The 20,863-nt window shown below is 68.5% G+C and carries 19 protein-coding genes and 1 pseudogene; 19 read left to right on the forward strand and 1 reads right to left on the reverse strand.

Annotated elements, in window-relative coordinates; translation table 11 throughout:
* Positions 1–5 precede the first annotated feature (5 nt).
* The 8 genes and pseudogenes from J7I98_RS42565 (at position 6) to J7I98_RS13720 (ending at position 9,284) form a co-directional block, all read left to right on the forward strand.
* On the forward strand, positions 6–86 hold the full coding sequence (locus tag J7I98_RS42565) for a hypothetical protein (protein ID WP_308377765.1): 81 nt from the start codon (positions 6–8) through the stop codon (positions 84–86).
* Between the two features lie 69 nt (positions 87–155).
* Entirely contained in the window at positions 156–2,552 is a 2,397-nt protein-coding gene (locus tag J7I98_RS13695; protein ID WP_285438022.1) for a tetratricopeptide repeat protein, read from the forward strand.
* The gene (locus J7I98_RS13700; RefSeq protein WP_214920934.1) at positions 2,552–2,761 is read left to right on the forward strand and encodes a DUF397 domain-containing protein; all 210 of its coding nucleotides are present in this window, start codon (positions 2,552–2,554) and stop codon (positions 2,759–2,761) included. The genes J7I98_RS13695 and J7I98_RS13700 overlap by 1 nt, the downstream gene beginning before the upstream one ends.
* Positions 2,762–3,103: 342 nt before the next feature.
* Positions 3,104–5,173 (forward strand): tetratricopeptide repeat protein, encoded by a 2,070-nt coding sequence (locus J7I98_RS13705; RefSeq protein WP_251020615.1) that lies wholly within the window; start codon positions 3,104–3,106, stop codon positions 5,171–5,173.
* Positions 5,080–5,304 carry a DUF397 domain-containing protein gene (locus tag J7I98_RS13710; protein ID WP_251020571.1) on the forward strand — a complete coding sequence of 75 codons (225 nt, stop codon included), beginning with the start codon at positions 5,080–5,082 and terminating at the stop codon, positions 5,302–5,304. The genes J7I98_RS13705 and J7I98_RS13710 overlap by 94 nt, the downstream gene beginning before the upstream one ends.
* On the forward strand, positions 5,271–5,414 hold the full coding sequence (locus J7I98_RS40965) for a DUF397 domain-containing protein (RefSeq protein ID WP_374225122.1): 144 nt from the start codon (positions 5,271–5,273) through the stop codon (positions 5,412–5,414). The genes J7I98_RS13710 and J7I98_RS40965 overlap by 34 nt, the downstream gene beginning before the upstream one ends.
* Positions 5,415–6,324: 910 nt before the next feature.
* Entirely contained in the window at positions 6,325–7,797 is a 1,473-nt protein-coding gene (gene ltrA / locus J7I98_RS13715) for a group II intron reverse transcriptase/maturase (protein WP_214920936.1), read from the forward strand.
* Between the two features lie 547 nt (positions 7,798–8,344).
* Positions 8,345–9,284 (forward strand): annotated as a pseudogene (locus tag J7I98_RS13720) (DUF5655 domain-containing protein).
* Between the two features lie 96 nt (positions 9,285–9,380).
* Here the strand turns inward: J7I98_RS13720 and J7I98_RS13725 are convergent.
* Positions 9,381–10,127 (reverse strand): site-specific DNA-methyltransferase, encoded by a 747-nt coding sequence (locus J7I98_RS13725; protein ID WP_214920937.1) that lies wholly within the window; start codon positions 10,125–10,127, stop codon positions 9,381–9,383.
* A 577-nt stretch (positions 10,128–10,704) separates the two neighbouring features.
* Here J7I98_RS13725 and J7I98_RS13730 point away from each other — a divergent pair.
* The 11 genes from J7I98_RS13730 to J7I98_RS13780 all read left to right on the forward strand — a co-directional run bounded on the left by J7I98_RS13730 (position 10,705) and on the right by J7I98_RS13780 (position 20,841).
* Complete coding sequence (locus J7I98_RS13730) at positions 10,705–11,853, forward strand: C40 family peptidase (RefSeq protein WP_214920938.1); 1,149 nt, start codon at positions 10,705–10,707, stop codon at positions 11,851–11,853.
* 86 nt (positions 11,854–11,939) lie between these two features.
* Positions 11,940–12,248 (forward strand): DUF6112 family protein, encoded by a 309-nt coding sequence (locus tag J7I98_RS13735; protein ID WP_214920939.1) that lies wholly within the window; start codon positions 11,940–11,942, stop codon positions 12,246–12,248.
* Positions 12,248–12,931, forward strand: coding sequence for a hypothetical protein (locus J7I98_RS13740; RefSeq protein WP_214920940.1), 684 nt, complete (start codon positions 12,248–12,250; stop codon positions 12,929–12,931). The genes J7I98_RS13735 and J7I98_RS13740 overlap by 1 nt, the downstream gene beginning before the upstream one ends.
* A 27-nt stretch (positions 12,932–12,958) precedes the next feature.
* Positions 12,959–14,389: an ATP-binding protein gene (locus J7I98_RS13745; RefSeq protein ID WP_214920941.1), complete on the forward strand. Its 1,431-nt coding sequence runs from the start codon at positions 12,959–12,961 to the stop codon at positions 14,387–14,389.
* A 144-nt stretch (positions 14,390–14,533) separates the two neighbouring features.
* Positions 14,534–16,006, forward strand: coding sequence for an SCO6880 family protein (locus J7I98_RS13750; RefSeq protein ID WP_214920942.1), 1,473 nt, complete (start codon positions 14,534–14,536; stop codon positions 16,004–16,006).
* 34 nt (positions 16,007–16,040) lie between these two features.
* Complete coding sequence (locus J7I98_RS13755) at positions 16,041–16,493, forward strand: DUF6238 family protein (RefSeq protein WP_214920943.1); 453 nt, start codon at positions 16,041–16,043, stop codon at positions 16,491–16,493.
* 26 nt (positions 16,494–16,519) lie between these two features.
* Positions 16,520–18,025: an ATP-binding protein gene (locus J7I98_RS13760; RefSeq protein ID WP_214920944.1), complete on the forward strand. Its 1,506-nt coding sequence runs from the start codon at positions 16,520–16,522 to the stop codon at positions 18,023–18,025.
* 93 nt (positions 18,026–18,118) lie between these two features.
* Positions 18,119–18,529 (forward strand): hypothetical protein, encoded by a 411-nt coding sequence (locus J7I98_RS13765; RefSeq protein ID WP_308377745.1) that lies wholly within the window; start codon positions 18,119–18,121, stop codon positions 18,527–18,529.
* Positions 18,530–18,619: 90 nt separating this feature from the next.
* Positions 18,620–19,255, forward strand: a complete 636-nt coding sequence (locus J7I98_RS13770) for a hypothetical protein (RefSeq protein WP_214921099.1) — start codon at positions 18,620–18,622, stop codon at positions 19,253–19,255.
* Positions 19,256–19,391: 136 nt separating this feature from the next.
* Positions 19,392–19,973: a hypothetical protein gene (locus J7I98_RS13775; RefSeq protein WP_214920946.1), complete on the forward strand. Its 582-nt coding sequence runs from the start codon at positions 19,392–19,394 to the stop codon at positions 19,971–19,973.
* 97 nt (positions 19,974–20,070) lie between these two features.
* Entirely contained in the window at positions 20,071–20,841 is a 771-nt protein-coding gene (locus J7I98_RS13780) for a hypothetical protein (protein ID WP_214920947.1), read from the forward strand.
* Positions 20,842–20,863 lie beyond the last annotated feature (22 nt).

Genomic DNA, 20,863 nt, shown 5'->3' on the forward strand with positions numbered 1-20,863 from the left:
GTCCTGTGATCATCTTTCCCGACCAGGCATGGGTGTCGTTCGTTCGCGCCGTCCGTCGGGGCGAGGTCACGCACGATGCCCACTGACAGGTATCTCCCTCCACCCGGCCGGACCATTCCATGCCTATAGCGACGAAGAGGACGTGCGTCTAGACCATGAGCGGCTCATGGCCCTTCCCACAGCGGCGGGTGACAGCGCCCGATATCTCGATTGCTGACCACGGTCGCCTGGTCAGCGCCGAACGGGACCAGTACATCCTTGAGATCGGGACCTACAACGCCAACCATGCTGCCGGCCCGGGCGGGACACTTCTGAGGGAGCACTCGGGTCCTGACTCGGTTCGCGTTCCCCTGACCGCAGCCGCGCGGTCCCCGATCCGTGACCGGTATGAACTGCGACGGACATTGCTCGCAGCCATTCTCAACGCTGAGTCCACCAGCCTCGCACTGGTCGTACACGGCATGGCCGGCTGCGGGAAGACCGCTATCGCCCGCATCCTGTTCGACGAAGCAGTGGCCGAGCACGGCCTTGTCGGTCTATGGGTCAACGCCGCGACAGAGCTGTCCTTCCGTGACGGCATGCTCGCGGTTGCCCAGGACCGAGGCGCAACGCAGGACGAAGTTGATGCAGCCCGGGAGCGCAGACGCCCACCAGCCGACCTGGCCTGGCACTACCTCGAGCTCTCCGACCAGCCGTGGCTGCTGGTCCTCGACAACGCCGACGACCCCGATGTACTGGGCGACGAAGTGTGGCTGCGCCCAACGATCCGCGGCACCCTGCTCGTCACGACCCGGCACGGGAACGCCCCCCTGTGGAACCGTGCTTCCCGACACCATCTCGACGTGCTCAATCTTTCCGACGCCGTCCATGTGCTACTCGACCTCGATGTGCCTGCCGATGACCAGTCCAAGCTGGAGGTGCTCGCCCACGCGCTCGGGTGCCATCCGCTTGCTTTGGTGCTCGCCGGCACTTACCTCGGCCACCGACTCCTGGATCCGGTAACTGTGGACGAATTCCTCGAACGCCTCCGCCGCGACCCCAGCGCCACCCTCGACGAGGGCGCCGACCCCGCAGAGCGCGATCTACGGCGCCTGATCAGCAGCACCTGGCAGATCTCACTCGATGCCCTAACCGACCGCGGGATCCCGGAGGCGGCAACGCTGATCCGTCTCTTGTCCTGCTTCGCCCCTGTTCCACTCCCGATCGGGGTGCTCCATGCCACCCGGCTCAACAGAACCGAACTGGCCCACGCCACGCCCGCACTGGTCAGTACGAAGGCGGACATCGCGTTGCAGGGTCTGCTGTCGCAGTCCCTGGTGACCGTCCTCGACGTCCCCGGTGATGTCGGTCGGCCTGACGTGAAGTGCATCCAGACCCACGCCCTGCTGCTGGACACTGTGGCCGCACGTATCCCGATGGACCAGCGAGAAGCGATCCTGGAGGCGGCCACCACGCTCCTGCACGAACTGCTGGTCCAGGGAGCTGAGGAAGGCGAGTTCCTCGACTCCCAGAGCCTGCGTCTGTTCACGCCGCACGCGTCGGCACTTCTCCAGCGAACTCACACAGCGCGCTGCGCCTCGGTGGCCAAGGCCCTCAACGTAGTGCGGTATCTGCGCTCGCAGAGCTACGACCGAGGCGACTATCCGACGGCGCACGCTCTGGCAATGCAGGCCGCCCAGGTCACTCGGGACGCCCACACCGCCGATGCGTTAAAGGACCGTTGCGAAACAGGACGCACCCTGATCGCGCTCGGTCGCTTCGAGGAAGCCATAGACGTCCTGACCGCAACGCTCCATGCCCGAGAGGACCTTCTTGGCACCCAGCATCCAGATACTCTCGACAGCGCCTACGCGCTGGGCATCGCCCTGTACGGGCTGGGGCGGTGGGCGGAAGACGAGCAGTACATGCGACGTGCGGCAGAAGGCCGCGCACGAGCCCTCGGCTCGTCCCACCCCGACACCATCGACAGTTTTGGCCGACTCGCTGAAGCCATCGGCCGCCAAGGCCGCTGGACGGAAGCCGAGCCCCTGGCCCGTTCCAACCTCGAAGTCAGCCAGGATGCTCTGGGAGACGATCACCCGCACACCCTCCTGAGCCGCCTTGCTCTTGCGCGCGTGCTGGACGGGCTGAGCCGGGGCGAGGAAGCCGCCGTGCACACCAGGGCCACCTTGGAGGGCAGCGAGCGCGTCCTCGGACCTGAGCATCCCCGCACTCTCGCCGCACGTCAGCGCCTTGCCGCGGTTCTCACTACGCTCGGCCAATGGGACAAGGCGCAGGAGTCAGCCGAGTCCGTGCGCGCCGCACGCCAGCGCATCCTCGGCACCGAGCATCCACACACCCTGTCCGTTCAGATCCTGCTGATCAAGATCCTTCATGCGCGCCAACAGCACGACACGGCTGTCGAGTTGTCGGTCCACACGCTGGATGCGTGCACACGGATTCTGGGAGATGATCACCCGGACACCGTGGCCTGCCGCGCGGAGCACGATCGGGTAGCGAGAGCCGCAGATCAGCCCGATAGGCACCTGGACGAGGAGGATAGATCGTCTTGATGGATCCGATATCCCGAAAATGGCGCAAGAGCAGCTACAGCGGAGCCGACGACGGTTGCGTCGAGATACTCACCCCCCCCCCCGCTGGAAAAGCCCCGATACGGGACTCCAAGGTTCCGCAGGGCCACGTGATCATGTTTCCGGACACGGCCTGGATCTCGTTTGTTGATGCCGTCCAGAGAGATGAGTTGGCCGATCATGCTCCCTAACCGGCCGGCGCGTTCTGCCGACCACAGGCGTGTGAATGTGAGGCGGGGGAATTGAACTCGATGCCGTCGCGGCGCCACTCGAATGTGTCAGTGAGCGATCATGGCCGGTCGTTCCATGCCGACCAGGACTTGTACTCCGTCGAGATCGGAACGTACAACGCGCACTACGGTTCTGCGCCGCAGAGCACGGCCGTCGCGGAGCATTCAGGGCCTGACTCGGTCCGTGTGCCGTTGGCCGCAACGCTGTGTTCACCGGTCCGCGACCGTGATCCGCTGCGCCAGGCTCTTCTGCCGGCCATCACCAGCGCCACGGCTTCGGAATGTCTGCACGTCGTGTACGGCATGCCCGGCTGTGGCAAGACCGCGATCGCCCAGACCCTCTTCGCCGAAGCAGTACGCGAGCACGACATCGTCGGTCTGTGGGTCAACGCTGCCACAGAGCCTTCCTTCCGCAGTGGCATGCTCGCCGTTGCCCAGGACCGTGGCGCCACGCAGGACGAAGTCGACGCGGCCCGTGACGGCCGCCGTCCCGCAGCAGACCTCGTGTGGCATCGCCTCGAGCAATCGGCGGAGCGCTGGCTGCTCGTCCTGGACAATGCCGATGATCCTGCGGCTCTGGGTGACGGGGTGTGGTTGCGGCCCAGCCGCCGGGGCACCGTCCTCATCACCACCCGCCACGGCAACGCCCCCCTGTGGAGACACGCTCAACCGCACCGCCTCGACGTGCTTGACCTTCCCGACGCCGTGTCCGTACTGCTCGACCTGAACGTCCCCGCCGAAAGCCAAGCGAAGTTGGAGGAGTTGGCCCAAGCACTCGGATGCCATCCCCTGGCATTGGTTCTCGCCGGCACCTATCTCGGCCGCCGACTCCTGGATCCGGTAACTGTGGACGAATTCCTCGAACGCCTCCGCCGCGACCCGAGCTCCACCCTTGATGAGGGAGCCGACCCCGCGGAACGTGATCTACGGCGTCTGATCAGCAGCACCTGGCAGATCTCGCTGAACGCTCTCACGGACCGCGGGGTGCCCGAAGCGAGCACTCTCATCCGCCTGTTGTCCTGCTTTGCTTCTGACCCCCTGCCAGTCGGGCTGCTGCACTCCGCCCGGCTGGATGCCACCGGACTCGCGCAGGCGGACCCCCCGCTGATCGGCGCGCGGGCGGACAGTGCACTGGAAGGACTGCGGTCACAGTCCATGGTGGCCACCCTCGACGTCCCGGGAGACGTCGGCCGGCCTGACGTGAAATGCATCCAGGCCCACGCCCTGCTGCTGGACACCGTGGCCGCCTGCATTCCCATGGACCAGCGCGAGACGATCCAGACAGCGGCCGCAATGCTGCTGGAGGATCTGCTCTTCAAGGGGGCCGGCGAGGGGACATTCCTCGACGCACAGAGCCTGCGCCTCTTTACGCCACATGCGTTGGCGCTGCTCGAGCGCACGACGAGAGCCCAGTCCACGGCTTCAGCCAGAGCCCTCGCTGTTGTGCGCTACCTCCGCACCCAGAGCTACGACCGTAGCGACTACACCGCCGCTCACACTCTGGCCGCAGCCGCTGCGGCCGCCCACGACACGCTCCCCACGCCAGACGTGCCCGCAGCACTGGCCGACCGGCATGAACTTGCCCGGACGATCGCGGCGCTGGGACGGTACGGCGAGGCGGCCGCGCAACTCCGCGAAGTGCTGGCGGCGCGGGAGGAACAGCTGGGGCCGACGCATCGCCACACCCTCGACAGCGCCCAGGAGCTCGCACTGTCCCTGTACGGTCTGGGGGCCTGGGCCGAAGACGAGGTACATGCAAGGAGCGCGCTCGAAGGCCGGACTCACATGCTGGGTTCTGACCATCCGGACACCATCATCAGTGCAGCGTGCCTCGCTGAAGCAGTCGGTGAGCAGCAACGGTGGGACGAGGCCGAAGGCATCGCCCGGCCCAACCTCGACCGCAGCCTGAATGCCTTGGGCAAGGATCATCCCAACACCCTGGCCGCCTGCCACACGCTCGCCTGGGTGCTCTTCAAGAAGGGACAGATCGAGGAAGCTCGTTCCTTGATCGAGGGCACTCTCGCTGCACGGATCCGCATCCTGGGAGCGGCGCATCCGCGCACCTTGGCGGCCAGGTCGATGTTCGCCAACATTTTGCGCGCACAGGAGCAGTGGCAAGCAGCAAAGCACGAGGCTCTCACCGTTCTGTCCCTGCGTGAACGCTCCCTCGGCTCCGAGCATCCACACACCCTGGGTCTGCGCACCGTACTGATCCACATTCAGATCGGTGCCGGCGAGACCGACGCCGCCCTGGCATTGGCCGAAACGAACCTCACCGCATGCGTGCGCGTTCATGGCCGGGAGCACCCGGACACCGTCTCCTGCCAGCAAGCCCTGGAGCAGGCTCATACCGCAAAGGACAGTCAGCGTTGACCGACGACATTATCCGAAAATGGCGCAAGAGCAGCTACAGCGGGCAGGAGAACACCTGCGTTGAGATACTCACCCCCCCCCCGCTGAAAAAGCCTCAATTCGCGATTCGAAGAACCCCGGAAGCGGTGTGATCATCTTCAGCGCTGACGCGTGGACCTGTTTCGTGCACGCCCTACAATGCGACGTACCACTGAACCGCAATTGGGTAACCTTGATCGTTCATGAGTCCCTGTCGGTTTAATAACCGAGACTCTCTGGTCGTGCGGTGCGGTCTTTTCGGGGCCGGGGCCGGGGCAGGCGGAAGGCCCAGCTCCCGCGTTGAGTGAGATGCCTGCGCCCCATTCAGTAGAAGCAGGACCTTCGGGCTGAACCCTGGCATTGGGCACCCTTCGATTGAAAGCCATTCCATCGACGCCACCGGCAAAACACAAACCCTGGACCCAGTGAGCAGACCTCCCCCTGCCTGTGTCGCAGCGTCGATTTGCCTGCGAATGCACGCCCTCAAACCTGCCCTGGCTTTGTCGATGACAAGCAGGTTCTGGCACAGATCTTGGTTGCGCCGTGAGGCGCTGTTGGTTCGAGTGGAGGTGAAAGACCTGCACCAACACCCTGTCGCAGCAGGGATGTTGAAGCTGAGGGCAGCCTGATCCGGGTGGTGCCGGGGACGGCGAGAGCGGCCCTGACAAAGCCGGGACGCGCCAGCACTGCCAGATGGTGCGGGTTCGGCGAGCGTGATGGAGAGGAGTACGCGAGGAACCGGCGTGTTACGTCTCTTAAAGCGACACCGGCTCGAATCTGGTGGATCTGGGCCGGGTGTGGCGCGTATCCGGGTCATTCTTTCGGGTGATCTGGAGAACTCCTGGGGCGGTATACAAGAGCCGCCCGGGAGGCCGTGAGGAAAGCCTGCGGCGTACTCGCGGCGATGCCACAGGGACACAGTCGGGCTCCTACTTCATCGAGCGAACCACAGTGAACACGGGAACCGTCCCGGTCCTTGCCCCACACGCCGCGTCCGGCGGTGGTGGCGGGGCTGAGTCCACCGACGACTGACCGGTCCGGGACGGGGCGGAGCCGCCGTAGTACTCCGAGGCCGGGAAAGCCGGTCACACGGGAAAGGGCGGCAGCGGTATCGCGAAGGGAAGGATGCTGCAATGCCGGAAGACGCGCCGCCGAACGGCGGCGCTCCGTCGGCGGACCCCGAACTGGGGCCGCGCCAGCGGGTATCGGAGATGCAGGCCAAGCTTCACCGTTGGGCGGCGGCCGACCCCGGCCGCAGGTTCGACGACCTGTTCAACTTCGTGCATGACCCGGCCACGCTGCGCATCGCGTGGGACCGGGTCGCGGGTAATCAGGGGGCGCGGAATCCCGGCGTGGACGGCCGCACGGTCGTCTGGATCGAGTCCGAGATCGGCGTCCCTGTCTTCCTGGCCGAGGTGCGCGAGCGTCTCAAGGCACGGGCGTGGAGCCCGATGCCGGCGCGCGAACGCAAGATCCCCAAGCCCGGGGGCTCGGGGAAGGTCCGCAAGCTCGGGATTCCTCGGGTGGAGGACCGCTTGGTCCAGGCGGCACTGAAGCTGGTGCTGGAGCCTATTTTCGAGGCCGACTTCGAGCCGGTCTCCTATGGGTTCCGGCCTGCCCGGCGGGCCCAGGACGCGATCGCCGAGATCCACTACTTCGGCACCCGGGGCTATCGATGGGTGCTGGACGCGGATATTGAGGCGGCCTTTGACAACGTCTCGCATCGCTCCGCCATGGACGCGGTGCGTGCCAGGGTCAAGGACAAGCGCGTACTGGAGTTGGTTAAGGCGTTCTTGAAGGCTGGGGTCCTCACCGAGGACGGTCAGTATCAGAACACCCATACCGGCACTCCGCAAGGCGGGATCCTCTCACCGCTGATCTTCAATATCGTCCTGTCGGCGCTCGATGAGCACTTGCATGGGCCGTGGAAGAACGGTGGGGAGATGAGCACCGGCTCCCGGCGGGATCGACGTCGATATCTGGGGCTGCCCAGATGGCGGGTCGTCCGCTACGCGGATGACTTCGTCGTCCTCGTGCACGGCGCCCGCGACGACGTCGAAACGCTGCACGAAGACATCGCTCATGTGCTGGAACCTCTGGGACTTCGGCTGTCACCGGCCAAGACCCGAATTGTGCACATGACTGATGGGTTCGACTTCTTGGGGTTCCGCATCCAGTGGCGCCGCAAGCGAGGCACGAACAAGTGGTACGTCTACACCTTCATCGCCGACCGGCCCCTCCGGTCGCTGAAGGCGAAGATCCGTGCCCTGACGCACAGGACGTCGCAACACCCTCCCAGGGACGTGCTGATCCGGCTCAACCAGATCATGCGCGGCTGGGCCAACTACTTCAAGCACGCAGTGGCAAAACACACCTTCAGTAAACTGGAGCACTTCGTCTGGTGGCGGGTGGCCCGGTGGCTGAGAGCCCTGCACCGCTGGAGGTGGAAGGACGTCCGCCGGTGGCTCGCCGACCCCTGCGGGGGCTGGCGTCGCCCACACGCGGACGGGATTGAACTATTCGACCTCCAGACGGTGACGGTCACCCGTTACCGCTACCGGGCGTCGAGGATCCCCAACCCCTGGACCGGCATCAACCACGCCTGACGGCAGAGACCGTGGAGAGCCCGTTGCGTTGAGAGGCGCACGGCGGGTTCGGCGAGAGGTCCGGAGAAACGGACCGGGAGCAATCCCGGCACCGCGCTCCGGGCCTACTCAGCGGAGCAAGTCACGGGGCTTGCGGAGGTGAGCGCATGGCTCAGCCGATGCCGACCCGTGGTCGGCCGAGCAGCTCGACACCAGCGAGCGCGTACCCGCAGGGATCTGTCGCGCGCACGGATGGAGTGCGGCGGGCGTCATCGGCCACAAGGAGTGGACGAACACCAAGACGGGCCCCCGGCTCGGCACCAAGCCCAAGCCGGACCAGCCCGCACCGACCCCGTAGTTTGAACCGTTCCCCGGGGCTGACTGGTTCAAGGAGAGCCCGTGTTCGGCGGTTCTCACGGCCATGGGCCAGCGTCTCGTCGCCGAGCGCCGTGCGTGATGCTGCGCCAGTGCAACGCACCGTCCCAAGGCAGGCGGCTTGCCCTTCGTCTGGAATATCCCTCTGGCCGTTTCGATTGTTTCCCTTGTACTGATCACGGGAGGGGCGCTGGTGGCCGAGCTGATGTTGTTCCGGCGGGACGCGGACGGGCGGGATGTCGAGCTGTCCGGTTCGACGGTGGCGCTGGAGGTCGAACTGCAGCGGCGGGTCGAGGCGGGCCTGGAGGCGATGCTCGGCATCCGGTTCCTGGCGTCGGAGTACCCGACCGGTCCGTGTGCACCGGGGTCGGATCGACACGCTCGGGCTCGACGAGAACAACACCCCCACGCTGATCGAGTACAAGAAGGGCTCCGACAGCGGCATCATGTCGCAGGCGGTCTCCTACATGTCGTGGCTCGACTCGGCACGTCACGAGTTCGAGGCCCTGGTCAAGGAGAAGCTGGGCGCCGAGGCGGCCGAGGCGATCGACTGGCGGAATCCGCGGATGGTCTGCATCGCGGCCAGCTTCTCGCACCACGACCGGGTCGCGGTGCGCCGCCTGCACGAGCGGATCGACCTGGTGCGCTACCGCATCTTCGACGGCGGCCTGCTGAGCCTGCTGCTGATCGAGTCCACACCTGGATCTCCCCGTCCCGCTCCGGCGCGGCGGCAGCGACGGGAGCGGGAGGACGTGGCCGGTTCCGGCGGGGGCAACGGGAAGCCATCGGTCCAGGCGAACCCGGGCGCGGCTCCGGCTTGCCTGCAGGACCTGTACGTCGAGCTGGACGAGGCCCTCACCGCGTGGGGCGAGGTCGAGGTGGCTCCGCTGCTGCACTACATCGCCTATCGACGGATGGTGAACCTCGCCTCGGTGATCTTCCGTCCGAAGCACGAGGTGATCCTGGTCTACCTCCGGCTCGACCCGGACACGGTCGAGCTGGAGGAGGGCTTCTCCCGCGACATGCGCGGCATCGGACACCTCGGGACGGGCGACCTGGAGGTGCGCATCTCCGCGGCGGCCGACCTGGAGAAGGCGGGGCCGCTGATCCGGCGGGCGTGCGAGGCGGCCTGACGCAAGAGGAAGGGCGGCTGGAGCATCGGTTTCTCGATGCTCCAGCCGCCCTTTTGCGTCTGCGGTCCGTCGGCCCCTGCCTGGTTGGTCTCATGCTCACGCCTCCGGTCCGGCCAGGACGAAGTCGTCCTGGGTCAGCTCCGCCTGGAGCCTTCGCTCGGCGACGGCGGCGTAGTGCGACGACAGCTCGACTCCCACGAACTGTCGGCCCTCGCGCAGGGCGGCGACGCCCGTGGAGCCGCTGCCGGTGAAGGGGTCGAGCACGGTGCCGCCTTCGGGGCAGATCCGCACGAGCTGCTGCATGATCTCGACCGGCTTCTGGGTGATGTGCACCCGGTCCTTGCGGGGCTGGGAGGCGATGAAGTGGCCGGGCAGGTACAGGTCCCGGTCCTTCGCCAGGCTCCCCTTGACGCCCCAGGTGATGAACTCGGCCGACTGCTTGAACCCGCCCTTGCGAGGCCGGCTAGCGGGCTTGATCCACGGGATCGTGCCGCTCCAGGTCCAGCCCGCCATCTGCAGGGCGTCGGACGTGGTCGGCTCCTGACGCCAGTCCGAGAAGACGATGGCGACCGAGTGCTCGGTGGATGCCCGGTACGCCTCGGTGAGCAGGGCGGTCAGCCAGCTCCGGTACGAGCGCTGGTCGCGGTTCTCGCCGGGGAAGTTCTGCAGGTCGTGTGCGGATCCGCTGGTGACGTACTTGGCGCGGGCGGTACGACCGGTGCGGTCGGAGCTGGTGCGTCCACCGGAGTTGTACGGCGGGTCGGTGATGACGGCGTTAACGCTCTCGTCCGGGAGGGTCTTCAGCACGGTGAGGGCGTCACCTCGGTGCAGCGTGTAGCTCATGTGCGGGCCTCTTTCAGGGCACGGCGGGACTGGGCCCGCTCTGACGGTGCTCAACAGTGGCCGTTCGGAGCGGGATTGCGCCGGACGTTAGCCGCAATTTCCGGCCGCACCTAACGAACCGCGTCGTGCTCCGGGCCCGGGTCCGAGAGCCGTTTGGTGCGGCCGGAATCCCGGTCTACTGTCTCGCCATGTCACCGGGACGGAGCCCCGCTCCACCCTCGCTGACCTGTGCTTATCCGTGTTGCCTCGTCCAAAAATGGCAGCACGGGAGGCCCGTTGACCCCTATTTCCCGATGCCGTGAGGAGACCCGGTGTACCGCCTGAGATTACGAGCGCGGCTGACTGCCGCGCGTGACCCGAGACCGGCGTCCGGGAGCTACCAACTCCTCTGACCCGGGCCCGCCCTGAGAGGCGGATTCACATCGGCGCGGTGCCGACGGCTTTGCACGAGAAGCCGGCACCGCGCCTCCTACGAAACCCAAGGAGCCGCTGCGATGCAGCATGCCCTGATACCCCCGCGTCCTGACCCAACACCGCTGTCCGGCTGGCACCACCGCCTCGGTGAACGGCGGCGGCGATGAAGAAGACCACCGGAGCCGTCGTCGGTCTCTTCGCATCCGGTCCGCTGCTGCTGGCCGTTCCGATCCTCGCCATCGGTGCCGGGACGGCTTCGGCCGCCTGCTCGACCGGCGGTGCACAGGCTGTGGATACCTCAGCCGTTGCCGCTCAGGTGAAGGCGATCCTGGACGGCGGCGCCAAGGGGACGGTCTCCGTGCCGGGGCTGGACGATCCAGCCGAGCAGGTCCCGAACGCCAAGACGATCCAGGCCACCGGTGTCGCGATGAAGATCCCCGTCCGGGGGCAGATCGTGGCGCTGGCCACCGCGCTGCAGGAGAGCGGCCTGCGGAACATCACCTACGGGGACCGTGACTCGGTGGGGCTTTTCCAACAGCGGCCGTCGCAGGGCTGGGGCACCGTGGCCCAGATCATGGACCCGGTCTACTCCTCGACGAAGTTCTACGAGGGGCTGCGGGAGGTCTCGGGCTGGGAATCGATGACCATCACCCAGGCCGCCCAGGCGGTGCAGCGCTCGGGCTATCCGGATGCCTACGCCAAGTGGGAGCCCCTGGCGACCGCCCTGCAGAAGGCGATCCAGCCGCTGCTGGCGAAGACCGGTGATCCCGCACCCACGCCCTCCCCGTCGGGGTCCGGGGGCGGCACTGCCAGCCCGGCGCCGAATGCCGCAGGCGGCTGTACGACCGACGGGGACGGAACCGACTTCGGAACCATCCCTCCCGGGACGGTGCCGGACGGATACAAGATCCCGGCCGATGCCTCACCGAAGGTGCAGACCGCGATTCGCTGGGCCATGGGCCAGCTCGGCACTCCGTACCAGTGGGGCGGCACGTGCACCGACTCCCACGGGGCGGACCCGATGGGTCGCTGCGACTGCTCCTCGCTGATGCAGATGTCCTACAAGGCGGCCGGGGTCGTCCTGACGCGGACCACCTACACGCAGGTCAACGAGGGACAGTCGGTCTCAGCCGACGCTCTGCAACCCGGCGACCTGCTGTTCACCAGGGGCACCGCCCAAGTTCCTGAACACGTAGGCATGTTCATCGGCTCAGGCCTGGTCATTCATGCCCCGCGCACCGGCGACGTGGTCAAAATTTCGACCCTCGCCTCCTGGAAGCCGCAGATTCTCGCGGCCCGCCGAGTCGTCTGACCGGCGCTTCTCCCCCTCCTCTCTCCCCTGCACCGCCGCTGTGGCCCTTCGGGCTTTGGCGTACGTGAATCGAACTGGAGTTCGTTATGTTTCTCGCCGACAAGGTCATCCAGCTCGCCTACGACCCGGGGATCAAGCCCAACGAGGGCGGCCTGCCGGGCCTCTCGGTCCTCAAGCAGGTGATGGGGTCGATCAATCTGTTCGGCATCATCGCCGTGGTCGGCGCGCTGGCGGTCAGCGCTGGTGTGTGGGCCTGGGGCCACCACTCCGGCGGCCACCAGGCCGAGGCCAACGGTAAGAAGGGCGTGCTGGTCAGCGCTGGTGCGGCCCTCCTGCTTGGCGCCGCGAACGGCGTGGTGGCGTTCTTCAGCACGCTGGGGACGCAGGTCCGCTGATGTCTTCCCGTTCCACGAACCCCGGCGGCGCATCTCGCGTGCGCCGCCGGGCGCTGATCGGCACCGTCGCCCTGGTCGTGCTCGTCGCCCTCGCCGGCCTGGCCGCCTATCTCACTCGCGATGGCCGGACCTCCTCCGAGGTCTCTCCCTCGCAGGTGAGTTCGGCGTCCCCTTCCCCTGCTCTGCCCCCTTCCTCCCGCCCGTCGTCCGGCATTCGCAGCACGCTGCCTGCGCGCCCGTCCACGCACGACCCGATCGCCTTCGGGAAGGCGGCTGCGGCAGCGCTGTGGTCCTACGACACCCGGGCATACTCGCAGCCGGAACTGCTGGCGGCACTGCATACCTGGCTGACCACCGAGGCCAAGTACGCCGACGCCGCGTCGGTCGACGCGCTCGTCCCCTCGCCCGTGCTGTGGGGGCGGATGGCCGACAACGGTCAGTACGCCACTGCCGTCGCCACCGAGGCCCGATTTCCTGAATCGTTCAGCCGGGCACTTCAGGCCGATCCCGGGGCCATCGCCCAGGCGTACGTCTACGCCGTCACGGTCTCCGGCAAGCAGTCGATCGCCTGGGACGGATCGTCCGCCGGAGGCGCCGAGGACCGGGTCACCACTCTCGCCATCCAGTGCCGGCCCTCCCAGCCCTGCGCTTTGGCCGGTGTCCTGCCGGCCGTCGCGCCCTGACCCGCACCCCAGAAAGGAGGTACCGCCATGGGAGTCTGCGACCTTCCGCTGATGGACAAGGTCTGCGGCGCCGTCGACTTCGCCACCAACCCCGCCGGGACCGTCACCGACGGCATCGGGGCGTGGATCGCGAAGTCAACGGGTGAGCTGGCCGCCAGCGCAGCCGACCTCGCCGCCAAGGCCGTCAACGAAACCACCGCCATCGATCTCAACGCCGGTTGGTTCCGGGACAACTACGAGCTGCTGTTGCCCATCGGCCTCGCCTTGACCGTCGGCACGTTCTGCATCCAGTTGATGTTCGCGGCCTGGCGACGGGACGAACGCGCCCTCGCCCAAGCGGCGATTGGCACGATGACCGGCGTCCTCTTCTCCTTCTGCGCCGTCGCCTTCACCTCCGTGGCCCTCACGGTTGTCGACGCTCTGTCCGACGGCCTGTTCCAAGCAGCCAACAGCTCAGTGGACGACGCGATCCGCCGCGTCATCAAGGTCAACCAGTTGGGGGCGATGTACGGCCTCGGCTGGGGTGTCCCAGCCCTGGTCGCCCTCGGCTGCGCGATCGGCGCGTTCATGTACTGGGGCGTGATGGTCGCCCGCAAGGTCGGCGTCCTGATCATGGTCGCTCTCGCGGTCTTCGCCGGAGCCGGCGGCGGCTGGGAGGTCGCCAAGCGCTGGCGGCGGGGTTGGATCGAGGCCACCGCCACCCTCGTCGTGTCGAAACTGCTGATGACCGTGGTCTTCCTGATCGGCGTCTCGGCGATGGGCAAGTCCGATGCCACGGACGGAATGGCCGCTCTGTCCGACGCGATGGCCGGCATTGTAGTGATGGTCCTGGTCCTGCTCTGCCCGTACGCCACCTACAAGTTCGTCCACTGGGCGACCGACGGCGGCGGACACGACGACCTGCACCGTACCGGCGTCGCCGGCATGGCAGTCGCCGCTGGGGCCGCGAAGACCGCGGGCAGCCTGGCGATGCAGGCCGGCACCGGCACCCCTGCTCCGCAGGGGCCGAGCAAGGTCCCCGGCGCGGGTGTCGATGGTGTCGCCTCCGGCATCAACCCCTCCGGCGGCAACCTCAGCAAGGAAGGGATCGACGCCGGGCCGCCCAAGCCGCAGACCCGCTTCCGGTACGGCGAAGACCCGAACGCTGCTGGCGACAAGGGCCGAGCCCTGATCCAGCGACCCGGCATCCCGCCGCTCATCACCCGACCCAGCGAGGGCGAAGCGGGAGGTTCCGCAGGGGGCGCCCCGGGTGCCGCCGGCGGCTCTGGTCAGTTCGCTGTCGCGTCGGCTCCGGGCAGCAGCATGACCCGCGCCGGTGCCGCGCCGCCTGCCGGCCTGTCGCCCGGGGGCACGAGCAGCCCTGCCGCACCGCCGCCGGCTTCCACCGGTCCGTCGGCAACCGGTTCCCCGACGCCGACGAGCTGGGTGTACCCCAACCAGCCGCGTTCGGGGTCCTGACCAACCACAGCCGGGGGCGGGCTGCACCCCGCAGCCCGCCCCCGTACCCAGCATCGCCGATCACCAGAAACGGAGCCTTTCCATGACCTCCAGAAGAGCGCCGAACGCCTCGCACTCCGCCCGTTCCCACCGTCTGGAACCACCATGTCTGACAAGCCCCAGGCCGAAGCCACCACGGCCACCGTGAAGTTCCCGCACCGCAGCAGGCGCGGCATCCTGCTCGGCCTCACCGCCCCGCAGCTGATCGTCGTGAGCCTCACCGGCCTGCTCCTGCTCGCCGTGATCCTCGCCCGTGGCGTGGTCGGCGCTCTCGAACTCATCCCCGCTTGGGCCGCCATCGCCCTGCTTGTCTTCGTCCGCCACCGAGGCCGAGCCCTGGCCGACTGGGCTCCGATCGTTACCCGGTACGTGCTCCGCCGGATGCGGGGCCAGTTGATCTGGCTCGTCTGGCCCTCCCGCCGCCCAGTCCGCGAAGGACTCCTCCACCTGCCCGGCACCGCCGCCAGCCTGCGCGTGGTCACCGCACCCGACCGCCGGTACGGCGCGGTCCACAACCCCCACACCGGCACGTTGACCGCCGTCGTCAAGGTGTCCTCCCGCGCCTACGCGCTGCTCGACCCGGGCACCCAGAATGCCAATGTCAACGGCTGGGGACGCGCGCTGGCCGCGCTCGCCCGCACCGGCCAGGTCGCCCGTATCCAGGTGATCGAGCGCACCGTCCCGGACTCCGGCGACGCCCTTCGCCGGTACTGGGAGGAGCACGGACAGCCCAATGCCCCCGTGGCCGGCGCGATCTACAGCGAGCTGATCCAGAGCGCGGGCCCGGCTGCGGCTCCGCACGAAACGTACGTCGCGGTGTCGCTGGACGCGAAGGCCGCGCGACGTCTGATCAACCAGGCCGGAGGCGGCCTGACCGGGTCCTTCAGCGTCCTGGCGCAGCTGACCTCGACCTTCGACCAGGCTGCGCGAACCGCCGGGCTCAACCCCACCGGCTGGCTCAGCGCCCACGAGATCGCGGCCGTCGCGCGAACGGCGTACGACCCCAAGACCCTTGCCGCACTGGATCGTTGGTCCACCGCCGGACGTCCCGAGGCTGAGCCCGCCGCTGCCGGTCCCGTCGTGGTCGTCGAGAAGTCGGACCACATCGCGACCGACTCGGCCGTCCACGCCACGTACTGGGTGGAGAACTGGCCGAGGACCGAGACGTCGGCGGGCTTTCTGCACCAGCTCCTGTTCACCGCCGGGGTCCGACGCACGCTGTCGCTGTCGTACGAGCCGAAGGGACTGGACGCCGCCCTGCGTGACGTCCAGCGCAAGAAGTCCAGCGTGATCGCCGACGCCGCCGAGCGAGCTCGGCGCGGCCAGGTCGACTCCGAAGCGGACTCGATCGAGTACCAGGACATCAAGTCCCGTGAGCGCCAGCTCATCGCGGGCCACGCGGATGTCGCCCTGACCGGCCTGCTGACCGTCTCGGCCGACTCCGAGGAGGAACTCCGTTCCGCCTGCGCGGTCGTGGAGACCGCGGCCGTCGGCGCCCAGCTCGACCTCCGGCCGCTCACCTGGCAGCAGGCCGAAGCGTTCACCGCCGCCGCCATGCCACTCGCCATCGCCGCCTGATGCCGGCCTCCCCTCCCTCCGAAAGAGCACCGCCATGTCCCGCACCGCCAGCCCGACCGCGCAGGACTTCGTGCCCTTCGCCACCGCCGCGCTCGACTTCCACCGCGCGCTCAACGTTCCGGGCGGCCCTCTCGTCACCACGCGAGCCGAGCTGGACGCCCTGCACTCCCACCTCGTGTCCCTGCATGGCTTGCTCGACGCCCATACCGCCCGCACCGGACAGCTCGTCCCGATCGAGGGCGACCAGCTCCGGGCCGCCCGCACTCGAATCTGGCAGGCCGCCGACCACGTCCACGCCGCCTACCACGCGGCACCTCAGCCGGACTCCGGCGAGGTGCCCGAGCGCGAGGCGTGCCAGGCCGGCCTGCCCGAAGGGGCGCCAGAGCTAACCATCTGCCAGCGCCATCAGCGCACCGCGCACCTGGTGCGCCGCCGCACCACCCCGGCCGACCTGCACGCGCCGTTCACCGGCCTCGTCCGCCGCTGACCCGCCTTCCGTCTGGAGAAACGTTCATGCCCCGCACCCGCGCCAGCGCCTCCCACCTGTTTGTCCCCCGCAAGGCATCACGCGCCGAGCAGCGGGCCGCCCGCGCCGGCTTCGCCGAGGCCCGCCGCCAAGCCCGCCTCGCCGGAGCCCCGCCGAAGCACCGCGCCGAGGAAACCCTCGACCCGGAACTGCGGCCGACCTACCCGCCGTCCGGACGCCCCGGCGCCTCCTCGGCTCGGGGCGGCAAGCTCAGCCTGCCCGCCCATCGAATGACCACAGCCACCGTCAGCGGGGCCTATCCGTTTCTCGCGGAGGGCGGATTGGGTGCGGAGGGCATCTTCATCGGTCGAGATGTCCATGCGGAAGCCGCTTTCTGTTACGACCCGTTCTCGCTCTACAGCAGCGGCCGGATCGAGGGTTTCACGAACCCGAACGCCGTCCTGGCCGGGATCATCGGCATGGGCAAGTCCGCGCTGGCCAAATCGATAGCCACCCGCGCGATTGCCCACGGCTACCGGGTCTACGTTCCCTGCGACCCCAAGGGAGAGTGGACGGCCGTCGCACAGGCCCTCGGCGGCTACAGCATCGCGCTGGGGCCGGGGCTCCCGGGCCGGCTGAACCCCCTGGATGCCCCGGCCCGGCCCGCCTCGGTGAGCGAGGGCGACTGGTCGACCGAGGTCCGAAAGCGCCGCCTCCTGCTCCTGGCGGGCCTGGCTCGCACCGTGCTGAAGCGCGATCTCCTGCCGATGGAGCACACAGCTCTGGACCTCGCTCTCGACCTGGTCGTCGCCGAGGCCGACGCCAGCGACACGGTGCCGCTGCTCGGCGAGATCGCGCACACCCTCGGCTCGCCCGAGCGCCTCGACCGAGCCCTCGGCGACCAGGCCGGACACATGGGGCCCGCCGCACAGGACCTCGCGCACGCCCTTCGCCGTCTTGTGCACGGCGACCTCAGCGGCATGTTCGACGCTCCCTCGACGGTGGCCTTCGACCCGACCACCCCGATGCTGTCCATCGACCTCTCCCGCCTCGGCGGCTCCGGAGACGACACCGCCTTGGTCTTGGCCATGACCTGCGCCTCGGCGTGGATGGAGAGCGCACTCTCCGACCCGGACGGCGGCCGACGCTGGGTGATCTACGACGAGGCGTGGCGCGTCATGAGGCACGTCGGCCTGCTCGAACGCATGCAGTCCCAGTGGAAGCTCTCCCGCGGGCTCGGCATCGCCAACCTCATGGTCATCCACCGCCTCAGCGACCTGCTCAGCGCAGGCGATGTCGGCTCGCGCGGCCGGGTGCTGGCCGAGGGTCTCCTGGCCGACTGCTCCACCCGCATCATCTACCGCCAGGAGCCCGACCAGCTCGCTGCTGCCGCTTCGTTGCTCGGCCTGACCGGCGTCGAGACCCAAGCGGTGTCCGCCCTGACCAAGGGCCGGGGCCTGTGGAAGGTCGCGGGCCGGAGTTTCATCACCCAGCACATCCTGCACCCGGCCGAGCGCGAACTGTTCGACACCGACGCCCGCATGTCGGCCTAGATCAACTAGCCACCTTCCAAACGGAGTTGAACCATGTCATCGACCGTACCGCGAGCAGGCTACCGAGTCCACGGGGGAGCCCCCGCCCCGCCCGTGAGCCCGGGCACCGTCGCACCGGCCGTCGACTGGAACGACCGTCTCGCCGCAGCCCGGCCCGAGGAGTTCGCCGAGCTGTTCCACGAGGCAATCACGGAGGACTTCGGCGCGGTGGCCCGGCTGCACCAGATGCTCGAAACCGCCTCGGAGTGGTGCCGCGCCCACAGCGCCCGAGGGGTTGCCTCCGAGCTGGACGCCCTCGCCGATCGCCTGACCGACCTCGGCGAAGAGCTGCATCTCGTGGGGGAGGACGTGGGCCACGAGATCCACTCCCGCTCGCATCGGGCGACAGCAGCGGCCCGTGTCTCCCGAGTCGTGTCAATCCGGGGGACTTCCGTCGGCCAGCAGAGCGACGCTCCTGCTCCCCTCCCGCCGCCCACCGTCCGTTCGCTGCCGCGTTCGCGGTGAGCACCGACACAGGAACGAGGACCAACCGTGCCCACTTCTCCCAGCTCTCCCGCTTCCCACGAAAGCCAGCCACCGGCGACCACCGATCACCTGGCGTGGCGGCTGCACATCCCGGCACTGGCCTCCTCCGCCGCCGGCATCAAGCAGGCGTCCGATGCCTGGGACGCGGTCTCGGACTCCCTCTGCGGCCACGACGGCTGGCCCATCGATGAGAAGGGTTATGCGGACGGCAAGGTGACGCGAGACGCCGAAGCGTGGAAACACGTCGAGGTCTTCCTCGCCCACGGCCCCGAGGTGCTGGCCGGTGTCCGCTCCGCCGCCATCGGCGCCGACTACGTCGAGGGGCCGATCAGCGAAGACCTCCAGCGGCTGCGCGGAATCGACACCACCCTGGAACGAGCAGGCCAGATCCAGCACGAGTGGGATCAGGTCATGGCGCTCATGGACGCCTCGCTCCCCGGCTCGCGAGAGATCTACGCGAGCCAGGCGCAGGAGATCCGCAACTCCGAAGGCTGGCACTACGCGGACGAGTTGTCATTCCAAGGCCCGGCGCTCGCCCGGGCTGCCGACTACTTGGCCAACCGGATGGATCCTGATCAGCCCTCGCAGACAGAGCGTGCCCAGGTGGCCCTCGCTCGATCCACCTCCGGCAACCGCGGGGCCCCACCCGCTTCGCCTCCCGCACCGCCCGCGTCGAACCCGACGGCCCCACGTCGTTCCCACTGACGCCCCTAGCACCGACTGCCGGCGAGGCCAAACCGGCCGATCGCCGGATCCTCATGGAACGCCACTACCCCTACCGCCCCACGCGCCTGCGGCTCGCGCCGTCGATCGCTGGGGCACCCGGCCACGGAGAAGCCCCATGCGCCCCGATCAGCCCCTGGTCACCCTCCAACAGGAGGGCACACGCATCACCACGCGCACCAGCGAACCCTTCCCCCAGCAAGCCACTGCCGGCACCCCGGAACGGGAGCACGGGTACGGACACCTCACCGTTCCCCTTCGGCAGCGCGGCCTGGAGTGCACCGTCGAGTACGGCCTCAGCGACTACATCGTCCACGTCGGGCTCCCCGACGGTAGTTCGTTGATCATCTCGCCACCGCAGGAACCGTCGACCGACCATGCACCCGGGCATCCCGACAGCTGGTTGGTGACCCGCGGGCATCCCGACGACTCCGCAGTCCACGAAGTGATCTACGACTCGGAGCCAGACGGCCCCCACGCCCGTCACGGCGGCAGTGTCCCGAGTCTGCTCGCCGCCATCGACGCGCGTCTTGATCAGCTCGACGTGCCTCCACGGCCGGCTTCTGCCTCGCCACGAGTGAGTGCTGCTCTCGCGCTCTCGCCGACCGCCCAGCGCACGGGACCAGCACCACTGCCAGCGGCTTCGGCCGTACAGCCCGCGCTGCCGCCCGCCCGTCCCTCGTCCGTACCCGGTCGCTGACCGCTTCCCGCCTCGGAGTGCGCCATGTCCCGCACCAGCAGAACCATCCCGGCCCTCGACCGCCCCTCTTCCCGAGCCTGCACCGGATGGATCAGCCATGCCCACCCACTACGACTCGCTTCCCGACGTCGCAGTCGGCCGCCACCACGACTACGGCATCGTCGCCGCGAATCCGAAACAACTCGCCGCCAGCACATGGATGTTGAAGGGATTCGACTTTCACCCCGTCCCGGGCCAACCGACGCTGTACGCACTGGCCGACCAGCAACGTGACGGACAGGCCCGCGCCACCCGGGCCGTCGCGCTGCTACGCAAGGCCGGCTACCAGGTCGACGTGGACGCCGCGTTCGACCCCTCACTGGCCTCGGGTGCGGCTCCCGCCCGCGACCGGCCCCCGCGCATAGATCCCGACGTCGCGTTCGCCGAGCATCCGCAGCTCGGCATCGTCGCAGCCACCGATGACCGCTCCTCCGCGCTCGGCGGCCGACTCATCCTGGAGGAACACGGCTGGCGGCTTAACCCGAACCTGGATATCTACACGCTGCCCATCACCACCGACCGCAGCGAGGCCCTGGAGAAGGTCGCCAGCGCCACGGTGTCGATGCACCGATCCGATCTCCAGGTCGCGGTGCAGCCCCGCCTCGCCCACGACGTAGCAGCGCGCCGCCCTTCTGCACCCGCGACGGCCGCGCTCCACGAGCGCAGTCAGGGCTTCACCACCCACAAGTTCCCCATCAGCGCCGCCGCGCTCGCCGCCAGCCCAGCCCGCGCCAGCCTCCCGGGCAAGGCGCCGGTTGCCGCGCCCGCCACCTCCGCTCCGGCGGCCCGCCCGGTCGACCCGCGCATCGCGCTCTCCCGCAACCGCTGACCCAACTCCCGTAAGGAGCAGT

The sequence above is a fragment of the Streptomyces sp. ISL-98 genome (assembly GCF_018614055.1).
GTDB classification, from domain to species: domain Bacteria; phylum Actinomycetota; class Actinomycetes; order Streptomycetales; family Streptomycetaceae; genus Streptomyces; species Streptomyces spiramyceticus.

Bases quoted from the DNA above. Each gene is read 5' to 3' on its own strand.
- J7I98_RS13695 (WP_285438022.1), top strand. From the start codon at position 156: ATGAGCGGCTCATGGCCCTTCCCACAGCGGCGGGTGACAGCGCCCGAT.
- J7I98_RS13700 (WP_214920934.1), top strand. From the start codon at position 2,552: ATGGATCCGATATCCCGAAAATGGCGCAAGAGCAGCTACAGCGGAGCC.
- J7I98_RS13705 (WP_251020615.1), top strand. From the start codon at position 3,104: ATGCCCGGCTGTGGCAAGACCGCGATCGCCCAGACCCTCTTCGCCGAA.
- J7I98_RS13710 (WP_251020571.1), top strand. From the start codon at position 5,080: ATGCGTGCGCGTTCATGGCCGGGAGCACCCGGACACCGTCTCCTGCCA.
- ltrA (WP_214920936.1), top strand. From the start codon at position 6,325: ATGCCGGAAGACGCGCCGCCGAACGGCGGCGCTCCGTCGGCGGACCCC.
- J7I98_RS13725 (WP_214920937.1), bottom strand. From the start codon at position 10,127: ATGAGCTACACGCTGCACCGAGGTGACGCCCTCACCGTGCTGAAGACC.
- J7I98_RS13730 (WP_214920938.1), top strand. From the start codon at position 10,705: ATGAAGAAGACCACCGGAGCCGTCGTCGGTCTCTTCGCATCCGGTCCG.
- J7I98_RS13735 (WP_214920939.1), top strand. From the start codon at position 11,940: ATGTTTCTCGCCGACAAGGTCATCCAGCTCGCCTACGACCCGGGGATC.
- J7I98_RS13740 (WP_214920940.1), top strand. From the start codon at position 12,248: ATGTCTTCCCGTTCCACGAACCCCGGCGGCGCATCTCGCGTGCGCCGC.
- J7I98_RS13745 (WP_214920941.1), top strand. From the start codon at position 12,959: ATGGGAGTCTGCGACCTTCCGCTGATGGACAAGGTCTGCGGCGCCGTC.
- J7I98_RS13750 (WP_214920942.1), top strand. From the start codon at position 14,534: ATGTCTGACAAGCCCCAGGCCGAAGCCACCACGGCCACCGTGAAGTTC.
- J7I98_RS13755 (WP_214920943.1), top strand. From the start codon at position 16,041: ATGTCCCGCACCGCCAGCCCGACCGCGCAGGACTTCGTGCCCTTCGCC.
- J7I98_RS13760 (WP_214920944.1), top strand. From the start codon at position 16,520: ATGCCCCGCACCCGCGCCAGCGCCTCCCACCTGTTTGTCCCCCGCAAG.
- J7I98_RS13775 (WP_214920946.1), top strand. From the start codon at position 19,392: ATGCGCCCCGATCAGCCCCTGGTCACCCTCCAACAGGAGGGCACACGC.
- J7I98_RS13780 (WP_214920947.1), top strand. From the start codon at position 20,071: ATGCCCACCCACTACGACTCGCTTCCCGACGTCGCAGTCGGCCGCCAC.